Raw genomic sequence first — 10037 nt, forward strand, 5'->3', positions numbered from 1 at the left:
GACGAGGGGATCGTCGGCGTTGAGGACGGCGAACCCGTCACGCGGCACGGCCTCGACGATCACCGCCTTGACGTCAGCCAGCTGCTCGAGGGTGTCGATTCCCTTCATTCCCAGGTGGTCTGGCGCGACGTTGGTGACGACCGCGACGTCGTTGCGGTCGTAGCCCAGACCCTCGCGCAGGATGCCGCCGCGGGCGACCTCCATCACGGCGAAGTCGACGCGGGGGTTCTGGAGCACCATGCGGGCCGAGCGCGGACCGGATGCGTCGGCTTTGTAGACGAGACGCTCGTCGATGACGATGCCGTCCGTCGACGTCATGCCGACCTTGCGGCCGATCCCCTTGAAGATGTGGGCGATCATGCGCGAGGTGGTGGTCTTGCCGTTGGTGCCCGTGACGGCCACGATCGGTACGCGCGACGGCGACCCCGGGGGGAAGAGCAGGTCGACCACGGGCTTGGCGATGTACTGAGGCTCGCCGACGGTGGGGTGGGTGTGCATGCGGAACCCGGGGGCCGCATTGACCTCGCAGATGGCGCCACCGGTCTCGCGTACGGGCGAGGCGATGTCGGGGCAGATGAAGTCGATCCCCGCGACGTCGAGGCCGATCATGCGAGCGGCCTCCTCGGCGATCTCGACATTGTCGGGATGAGCCTCGAAGGTGCGGTCCACCGAGATGCCGCCCGTCGACATGTTGCCGGTCAAGGCGAGCTTGACCATCTGGTCCTTCGGGGGCACGTCCTGGAGCTCGAAGCCCTGGCTCCGGACCAGCTCCTCGGCAGCGGCGTCGACCTTGATGCGGGTCAGGACCTTCTCGTGGCCCACACCGCGGCGGGGGTCGGCGTTGGTGAGGTCGACCAGCTCGGCGACGGTGTGCTCGCCGTCGCCGACCACGTGGGCGGGTACTCGCTCGGCGATTGCCTGCATCTTGCCGCCGACGATCAGGCAGCGGTAGTCGCGACCGGTGACGAACGACTCGACGATGACCGACCCACGACGAGACTCCTCCTGGGCGACGACGAACCCCGCGCGCACCTCGTCGTCCGAGGTGAGGTCGAGGCAGACGCCGCGGCCGTGGTTGCCGTCGAGCGGCTTGACGACGACGGGGAAGCCGATGCGACGGGCCGCCGCCACCGCGGCGTCGGCGCTGCGGACCATCTCCTGCTTGGGGACGGGCAGACCTGCCGAGGCGAGCAGCCGCGTCGTCATGTCCTTGTCACTGGCGATGTCCACCGCCAGTGCGCCGGTCCTGGAGGTCATCGTCGCGCGGATCCGCTGCGCGTGCACGCCCTGCCCCAGCTGCACGAACGAGGCGGAGTTGAGCCGGATGAACGGGATGTCGCGCGACACCGCCTCCTCGAGGATGGCTGCCGTCGACGGCCCGAACGAAGCGCGCTGGGCCCCTCGCAGGAAGTCGTCCAGCGCCTCGGAAAAGTCGAAGCCGGGCTCCGCCTGCACGAGGTGGTTGACCAGCCGGACCGCGAGCCTGCCGGCGGCCAGCCCGACCGTCTCGTCGTTGTAGTCGTAGATGACGTTGTAGCGGCCTGGCACGCCCTTGACCGCACGGGTCTTGCCGCGGCGCAGGTCATGGCCCGCCTCCTGCTGCAGCTGGAGCGACACGTGCTCGGCGACGTGGCCCAGCCAGGTGCCCTCGCGCAGGCGCTGCACGAACCCGCCCTTGACCCCTCGCGAGCAGGTGTGGCTCTCGAGCCCGGGCAGCAGCTCGAGCAGCTGGTCGGTGAAGCCCTCGAGCGTGTCGGTGGGATAGTCCTCGAGGACGCCGAGGTCGACGATGAGGTGGATCGCGGGGTTGTAGGACCAGATGTTGCCGCCGCGGTAGACGCGCGCCTCGACGACGGTGAGCTCGGGAGCCGCGGGTCCGGTGGGGGTGGCACGCTCTGCCATGGGTCACTCCTTGCGGTCGGGCCGGGGCTTCGGCGGGGCGTCGAGAGTACCCGTCAGCCCGTCGGTTGCGCTGACCTCGTGGTCAGGCCTTCGCGGTTGCCAGGGCCACTGCAGCGTCGGCGTGCTTCTCGACGAAGTCGACCAGGCGCACCTCGGCGAGGTCGAACGTAGCGCCTGCGGGCAGGGAATGCACCACTGCTCCCGAGACCATGAGCGGCGCACCGCGCCGCGCCTCGGGGGCGTCGGACACCGCGGAGCGGCAGTCGAGGACGAACACCGCTCCTGAGCCGTGCACCGTGAAGACCTGTCGGCCACGCACCTCGATGGCGGTGTCCTCGTCGATACCGATGCCGATCAGGCTGGGTGACGCGGCGACCATGGCCATGAGCCGGCCGTACCTCGAGCGCTGCGCGAAGTGCTGGTCGATGATGACGCCCTCGAGCAACCCCAGGCCCGCGCTGAGCTGGCTGTGCCGTTGGCGCGGTGTGATCCCCTCGTCGCCCATGGAGATCATGAACTGGCTCATGATCGATGCACCCGCCGACGTGCCCCCGATGACCGCGCCTCGCTCGTGGGCCCGGTGCAGCGCTTCGCCGAGCGGCGTGCCAGGGAAGCGCTGGCTGAGCTTGAGCTGGCTGCCGCCGCTCATGAAGATGCCCGTGGCATCGTCGAGCAGTGCCACGAGCGCCTCGTCGTGAGCCTCGGCGCGGTCCTGCGGGTTGACGACGGACGGCTCGGGGGCTCCCAGCCGGGTGAAGACCTCGGTGTAGGCCGCGACGACCTCGTCCTGGAACGAGGACGCGGTGGGGATGACGACGATGCGCGCGCTGCGACCTCCGGCGAGCCGCACGAACCGGCGCAGGACGGTGGCCTTCCCGACACGGTCCTCCGCGCCGCCGATGATGAACAGCGTGGGGTGCCTGCGCCGCGCCGCGGTTCTCGAGGGAGCCATTGCGACAGCCTAGGAGTCCGAGGGGGTCAGCGGGGGAGCGGGGGTCGGCGTGCCGTCGGCCTCGTCGGCCTCCTCTATCTCCTCCCGGGTGATGCCGAGGAGATAGAGGACCGCGTCGAGGTACGGCACGTTGACGGCCGCGTCGGCCTGGGCCCGGACGACCGGTTTGGCGTTGAACGCGACTCCCAGGCCGGCGACCTCGAGCATGTCGAGGTCGTTGGCACCGTCGCCGATGGCGACGGTTCGAGACAGGGGCAGCCCGGCCTCCTGGGCGAACCGGCGCAGGGCCGCGGCCTTGCCTGGACGGTCGACGATGTCGCCCAGCACCCGCCCGGTGAGTATGCCGTCGCGCACCTCGAGCCGGTTGGCGTGGGCATGGTCGATGTCGAGCTCACGTGCGAGGTCGGCGACGATCTCGATAAAGCCGCCGGAGACGACCGCGACCGTGAACCCGAGCCGTTTGAGCGTGCGAACCAGGGTTCTGGCTCCGGGCGTGAACCGCACGGCCGCGCGGACGTCGTCCAGGACCGAGACGGGCAGACCCTCGAGCGCGGCGACCCGCTGCCGCAGGCTCTCCGCGAAGTCGAGCTCACCGCGCATCGCGGCCTGGGTCACGGCCGCCACCTCGGCTTCGCGGCCCGCGTGACTGGCGAGGAGCTCGATGACCTCGTCCTGGATGAGGGTCGAGTCCACGTCCATGACGACGAGACGGCGCCCGCGGCGGGCCAGACCACCGGCGGCGACGGCGATGTCGAGACCGTGCACGCTGGACTCGAGCGCCAGCTCGCGCCGGAGCCGGTCGACGTCGGCACCGGACACGTCGAACTCGACGGTCGTCACCGGGTAGCGGGACAGGCGCCGGATACGGTCGATGTTGGCACCATGGGAGGCGATCCGAGCAGTGATCGCCGCGACCCCGCTCGCCCGAAGCGGGCTGCCCAGGATCACCACTGCGGCCCGGCCCGTGCGCCGACGCGCGCTGTCACCGTGGCCGTCCTTCACCTTCACCTTCAGGTCGAGGTCGCGACCGACGGACGTGACGACCTCGCGCAGCCGCTCCTCGACCTCGCCGGCGGACAGGAGCATGGCCAGGGTCAGGTGGCCGCGCACGACGACCTGCTCGAGGTCGAGCACCTCGGCCCCGACATCGGCGATGGCATCGAAGAAGGCGCTCGTCACACCGGGACGGTCCTCACCGCTGATAGTGACCAGCAGGGTGCGGGGATCGGCAGCGATCAGGTCGGGCACGGCGCCACGATATCCGCGCGGGTCCGCTGCTCCACCGCAGTCTCGCCATCCGACCGGACTGTCCTCCGCTCGGCCCTGGAGTCGCTCGGCAGTGGCTTGTACACCCAGGCCCCTGGGGAAGGGAAGCGCACATTCAAGATTCGAATGACGCGTTGACCGCCGTTCGTTGGCACCACGACAGTGCAGCAGGGACGGGGGGCTGGGCGCAGGGAGGGGAAGCAGATATGAACCACCGCAGGATCGCAGGTGTCATTGCCGCGGCCACGGTTGTGGCCCTCAGCCAGGCATCGACGGTGTGGGCTGCGCCATCCGTGTCCGCGCTGACGGCTGGCCAGAAGGCCACCGTCTACCGGGCGCTCATTTCGCGGGGGGCCAGCGCACCAGTCGCTCGGAAGGTGTCCGAAGATCCAAGCCTGGCTCGTGCCGTGGGAGTGAGCTCCGGATCCTCTGAGGCGCATGGCGGCGCGACGCTGCCCCAGGGCATGGCGCTCCCGATGTCCGTGGGCTCGAGCTGCTCTGGCTCCTCGGGGTGGGTATCGCGGAGCCAATGGATCAACAACGTGTGGGGCGGAAGGATCATGTCTGCCAGCTTGGTCACGAACTTCTGCTACAACGGCAGCAGTGTGACCTACGCGTGGTCGTCCAAATCAGAGTCGGTCACCTCACTGGGGGCCTTGGGCGGGTGGTCCTTCAGCTCCTGGGGGGAGTTCGCAGAGGGCTGGTACGCCTACAACAACCGGACTAACGGCGGTGCATCCACCGTCGCCCAGGCGAACTTCCAGGAGTGCGTTGTCCGCGTCGGATGTATCGGTAGCGCCGAGCTGATCATGCGCACGTACGTCCACTATGACGGGACCTCGTATTCATCCGGCGTCTCGCTCGGAGGCTGAGAAGTGGGGAACGTCCACCGCGACCACGAGGAGCGACGTGAAACGCGGAGATACTGGCTTGTTGGCCTGGTCCTTCTGGTAGGGCTGCTCCACCCGGGAGTGGGTCTGTTGGCGGCCGTCGCAGCCGCAGTCTCCATGAGGCATCAAAGGTTCCAGGCAGTGTTCTGGGCGATCGCGGTCGCATGGTTGGTCCTTGGCACTGTGTTCGGGAGCATCGGCGCCCGTGGCGGGGGCATGAGCTTCCATGGGTGAGTCTCAGGAACGGGGCGAAAGTCGGCGTCCGGGTTGGGTCATCGCGACGGACCCCGCCCGGCGTCACCCCGGCCCATGGTGGCCACTGGCGGCAGCCCTGGTTCTCACCGGGCTCGGGGGGTAGCGGCGTTCGGTCGTGTTGGAGGGATCAGCTCGCTCGAGCTCGTCTCGATCGTCATCGTGCTGCTGCTTGCTATGACCCTCGTGTCGTCCCGCAGCCGCAGAGGTGGCCGACCGGGTGAGTTCGATCCGACACTGAGCAGCCCGAAGAGGGCCGAGCGTGAAGATGTTCGCCAAGGAGGCAGCGACGCTCCTCGTAGTTCTGGGGCCCTTGCGTTCGTGCCCACGCTCTTCTCTCTGCCGCCGGAAGCAGGTCGGAGTCTCTGCTGTTCGCAGTCCTCTGGGTGCTCGTCAGGGCATCCGCACTGGGTGCGCGGCGCTGGCGACGAGTCAGGGCGGAGCGCCCCGACTCGTCCGCCTAGGCACTTACGAGCCCTCGCCGTTACGGGAGTCGCGCCAGGCCACCAGGTCACGCAACGGCGCGAGGTCGTACCGCGGCCCGCCCACGCCCACAGTGAAGAGGCGCGTGCCCACGGCATACAGGTCCTCGGCGGCGGCGACGTAGTCCGCGACGTCCTCGGGCAGGCGGCCGGGCTTGGGTGAGACGCCGGCCGAGCGTTCGATGTCGGCGGGGTCGCGTCCCACCCTGGTGCACCACTCGTCGAGGACGGTGTGCTTGTGGGCGATGGTGTCCGGGCCGCCGAACCCATGCCAGATGTCGGCGTGCTGCGCGACGATCTTGAGCGTCTTGCGTTCGCCTCCACCACCGATGAGGACGGGGATGGGACGGGTGGGCGGTGGGTTGATCACGGCCCAGCGGTCGCTGATCTGCGGCAGGCTGTGCGCGAGCGCGTCGAGACGTCCGGCCGCCGTGCCGAACTCGAAGCCGTACTCGTCGTAGTCCCGCTCGAACCAGCCGGAGCCGATGCCCAGGATGAGCCGGCCGTCGCTGATGTGGTCGACCGTGCGCGCCATGTCAGCAAGGAGGTTCGGGTTGCGATAGCTGTTGCAGGTGACCAGCGCGCCGATCTCGACGCGCTCGGTCGCCTCGGCCCAGGCGCCGAGCATCGTCCAGCACTCGAAGTGCGCCCCGTCCTTCTCGCCGTAGAGCGGGAAGAAATGATCCCAGTTGAAGATGACGTCGACGCCGATCTCCTCGGCCTCGGCACAGGCGCGACGGATCGACCGGTAGTCGGCGTGCTGGGGCTGGAGCTGGACGCCGATCCGGATGGGTCGTGCGGTCATGGGGCGACCGCCTGGCCCTTGGCGATGACGGTGAGCCCCGACTCGGTGACCATGAAGCCGCGGGCGCGGTCCTTCTCGTGGTCGACCCCGATCGTCGTGTGCTCGGGCACCGTGACGCCCTTGTCGATGATGGCCCGCTTGATGACGCAGCCGCGGCCCACCTCGACCCCGTCGAGCAGGACGCTGTCGTCGATCGTCGTGCCGCTGTGGACGTGGCAGCGCGGCGAGAGCACCGAGTTCGTGACGGTCGCGCCGGAGATGACCACACCGGGGGAGACGGCCGAGTTGTGCGCCTCGCCGAACTTGCCGCCGGCGCCGTGGACCAGCTTGGCCGGCGGGTAGGGCCCGTAGTCGGTGTAGATCGGCCACTGGTAGTTGTAGAGGTTGAAGACCGGGTGGATGGAGACGAGGTCCATGTGGGCCTCCCAGTACGAGTCCATCGTCCCGACATCGCGCCAGTAGGCCTGGTCGCGCTCCGTGGCGCCCGGGATCACGTTGTCCTTGAAGTCGTACACGTAGCCCCGGCCCTCATCGACGAAGGCGGGCACGATGTCGCCACCCATGTCGTGCTTGCTGCCCGCGCGGTCGTTGTCCTGGGTGACCGCCTCGATCAGCACGTTGGCGTCGAAGACGTAGTTGCCCATCGAGGCGAGCACCTCGTGGGGAGAGTCGGGCAGGCCCTTGGCGTCCTTGGGCTTCTCCTTGAAGGCAGCGATCTTCCGCCGGTCATCGTCGTCGACCTCGATGACACCGAACTGGTCGGCCAGCGAGATCGGCTGGCGGATCGCAGCCACCGTGACGCCGGCCCCCGTCTCGATGTGCTGTGCCACCATCTGCGAGAAGTCCATGCGATAGACGTGGTCAGCGCCCACGACCACGACGATGTCGGGCTTCTCGTCGTGGATGAGGTTGAGGCTCTGGAAGATCGCGTTCGCCGACCCGAGGTACCAGTTCTTGTCGATGCGCTGCTGGGCCGGCACTGGCGCCACGTAGTTGCCCAGCATGTTCGACATGCGCCAGGTCTTGGTGACGTGGCGGTCGAGGCTGTGAGACTTGTACTGCGTCAGCACAACGATCTGGAGGTACCCGCTGTTGACGACGTTGCTCAGCGCGAAGTCGATGAGCCGGTAGATGCCACCGAACGGCACGGCCGGCTTGGCGCGGTCGGCGGTCAACGGCATGAGCCGTTTGCCCTCTCCGCCTGCGAGGACGATGGCCAGGACCTTGGGTGCACCCCGTCTGTACGGCATGAGCCGACCCTAGGGAATGCGCGCTCTCGCGGCGACCCCATCCCAGGACTAATCTCGCGAACGTGAGAGTCGACGTGCTGACCAAGGAGTACCCGCCCAACATCTACGGCGGCGCCGGGGTGCATGTGGCGGAGCTCGTGCGTGCACTGCGCGAGCGCGGCGACATCGAGACCAGGGTGCGCGCCTTCGGCTCACCGGTGTCCGAGGACGGCACGAGCGGGTATGCCGACCTGCCGGATCTGGGCGGCGCGAACCCGGCTGTGCAGACCATGGGCGTGGACCTGGCCATGGCAGGGGACTGCGTCGGGGCGGACCTGGTCCACTCACATACCTGGTACGCCAACTTCGGCGGACACGTCGCTTCGCTGCTGGGCGGGATGCCCCACGTCGTCACGGCGCACAGTCTCGAGCCGATGCGGCCGTGGAAGGCCGAGCAGCTGGGCGGCGGGTACCGGCTTTCCTCGTTCATGGAGCGGACCGCCTACGAGGCCGCCGCCGCAGTGGTCGCCGTGAGCGAGGGGATGCGCCAGGACGTCCTGCGCAGCTATCCCAGCATCAGCCCCGAGCGTGTCAAGGTTGTGCACAACGGCATCGACTCCGAGCTCTGGCAGCGTCGCCCCGACCCGGACACGGTCCGCAGGCACGGTGTCGACCCGGACGGCAAGGCCGTCGTCTTCGTCGGCCGGATCACCCGCCAGAAGGGCCTGCCCTACCTGCTGCGCGCGGCCGCACAGCTGCCGCCCGACGTGCAGCTGGTGCTGTGCGCGGGCGCGCCGGACACCCCGGAGATCCAGGCCGAGGTGGAGTCCCTCATGACCGAGCTGCGGGCGACCCGCCAGGGCGTGGTGTGGATCGCGGAGATGCTCCCCAGGGCCGAGGTCATCGCTCTGCTCTCTGCCGCAACGGTTTTCGCGTGTCCGTCCATCTACGAGCCGCTGGGCATCGTCAACCTCGAGGCGATGGCCTGCGAAGCGGCGGTCGTCGCCTCGGCGACCGGCGGCATCGTCGAGGTCGTCAACGACGGCGAGACCGGTTTTCTGGTGCCCCTCGAGCAGGCGCCCGGCGAGATCGACCCGATCGATCCCGAAGGCTTTGCCCGCGCCTTCGCCGAGAAGGTCAACGCGCTCATCGCCGACCCGGAGCTGGCCCAGATGATGGGTCAGGCGGGCCGGCGACGCGTGATCGATCACTTCGCCTGGCCCGCCATCGCCGATCAGACGCTGGGGGTGTACCGCAGCCTGCTCCCCTAGGCGCCGCCTGGTCCCCTAGGCGCCGCCGAACGTCGCGTAGTACTGACTGAACGTGTCCATGCGCAGGGCGAACACCCCGCCTCCGGGGAGGGTGAGACCCTGGAAGCTCCCCGGCAGCGTGTTGAGCACGCCTTCGTGCCAGCTCCACGGGTTGCGCAGGACCACGTAGTCGTTCCCGCCCGAGGTCATCGTGCCCAGCAGCGAGTAGGCGTGGTTGGCCACGATCCCGCTGCCGTCATAGCTGATCGTCGCCGAGCCCGTGCCATAGGTCCACGCGGTCATCGGCGTCGTGGCCCGGCCGCCCGAGCAGTTGGCGTTGATGGTGGCCCAGGCGTCGGTGGCGTTGGCGGCGTGGTACCACGGCGGGCGCCCCACCAGCGACGCCACCGCCCACGCCGGGTCGCCGTAGTTGAGCTCGGCGTAGTTGGTGCTCGACGGCTCCAGGAAACCGGTGGCTCCGCGCATCCCGATGAACGCCTTCTCGATGTTGGCCGGCCAGGTCTCACCGGGAACGGTCGAGCAGGCGTAGATGTAGTCGCCGCCGGCCGTTTCCGGGAGGTCGTCCTTGACCGACAGCGTCCGGCCGGTGCTCCAGTCCGGCGCGGCATAGAAGGTGAACTCGTAGTCCGCGCCGCTGGCCCCCACCACGCCGCTGCCGTCCTTGAGCGTGCGCTCGGAGATCGCATCCGAGTGACACCACGCCACCGACGCCATCGCCGAGATCAGCCAGCAGTCGGCCAGCGCTCCCTGCCACGGAGCCGTCGCCGAGGGCACGTCGACGATGAACTCTCCGAGCATCCCGTACTTGAGATCGGTGAGGGGGAAGGGCGGCCACCACACCGGGATGGGCACCGTGATCGGCCGCAGAACCGGCAGCGGCCTGAGGACCGGCGTCTTGAGGACCACTCCCTCGGGCGCTCCCACGCCCGCCTTGGGCTCCACGGGCGCCACCGGGCTCACCGGACTCACCGGCAGCTTCGGGTCTGTC

At 69.0% G+C, this 10037-nt stretch carries 8 protein-coding genes; 2 read left to right on the top strand and 6 right to left on the bottom strand.

The genetic code is table 11. From position 1 onward, the window contains the following. The 3 genes from cphA to serB all read right to left on the bottom strand — a co-directional run. Nucleotides 1-1902, bottom strand: a 1902-nt coding sequence (gene cphA / locus VGN50_RS06600) for a cyanophycin synthetase (RefSeq protein ID WP_327443912.1), incomplete at its 3' end; no start/stop codon positions are given. An 82-nt stretch (nucleotides 1903-1984) separates the two neighbouring features. Then, nucleotides 1985-2854: a cyanophycinase gene (locus VGN50_RS06605; protein WP_327443914.1), complete on the bottom strand. Its 870-nt coding sequence runs from the start codon at nucleotides 2852-2854 to the stop codon at nucleotides 1985-1987. A 9-nt stretch (nucleotides 2855-2863) separates the two neighbouring features. Then, on the bottom strand, nucleotides 2864-4102 hold the full coding sequence (serB, locus tag VGN50_RS06610) for a phosphoserine phosphatase SerB (RefSeq protein WP_414694571.1): 1239 nt from the start codon (nucleotides 4100-4102) through the stop codon (nucleotides 2864-2866). Between the two features lie 578 nt (nucleotides 4103-4680). On the opposite strand from serB, the gene VGN50_RS06615 reads away from it, so the two are divergent. Beyond that, complete coding sequence (locus tag VGN50_RS06615; protein WP_327443916.1) at nucleotides 4681-4992, top strand: hypothetical protein; 312 nt, start codon at nucleotides 4681-4683, stop codon at nucleotides 4990-4992. 738 nt (nucleotides 4993-5730) lie between these two features. On the opposite strand, the gene VGN50_RS06620 is transcribed toward VGN50_RS06615, so the two are convergent. Both VGN50_RS06620 and glgC read right to left on the bottom strand, forming a co-directional pair. Further along, nucleotides 5731-6549: an LLM class F420-dependent oxidoreductase gene (locus VGN50_RS06620; RefSeq protein ID WP_327443917.1), complete on the bottom strand. Its 819-nt coding sequence runs from the start codon at nucleotides 6547-6549 to the stop codon at nucleotides 5731-5733. Further along, entirely contained in the window at nucleotides 6546-7799 is a 1254-nt protein-coding gene (gene glgC / locus VGN50_RS06625) for a glucose-1-phosphate adenylyltransferase (RefSeq protein WP_327443919.1), read from the bottom strand. The genes VGN50_RS06620 and glgC overlap by 4 nt, the downstream gene beginning before the upstream one ends. Nucleotides 7800-7861: 62 nt before the next feature. On the opposite strand from glgC, the gene glgA reads away from it, so the two are divergent. Then, nucleotides 7862-9049, top strand: coding sequence for a glycogen synthase (gene glgA, locus VGN50_RS06630; RefSeq protein ID WP_327443920.1), 1188 nt, complete (start codon nucleotides 7862-7864; stop codon nucleotides 9047-9049). Between the two features lie 15 nt (nucleotides 9050-9064). Here the strand turns inward: glgA and VGN50_RS06635 are convergent. After that, nucleotides 9065-10037 (bottom strand): C2 family cysteine protease (locus VGN50_RS06635; protein WP_327443921.1); only part of this gene is annotated, 973 nt, incomplete at its 5' end.

Origin of the sequence: Pedococcus sp. (genome assembly GCF_036000045.1) — a bacterium.
In the GTDB taxonomy this organism is placed as follows: Bacteria; Actinomycetota; Actinomycetes; order Actinomycetales; family Dermatophilaceae; genus Pedococcus.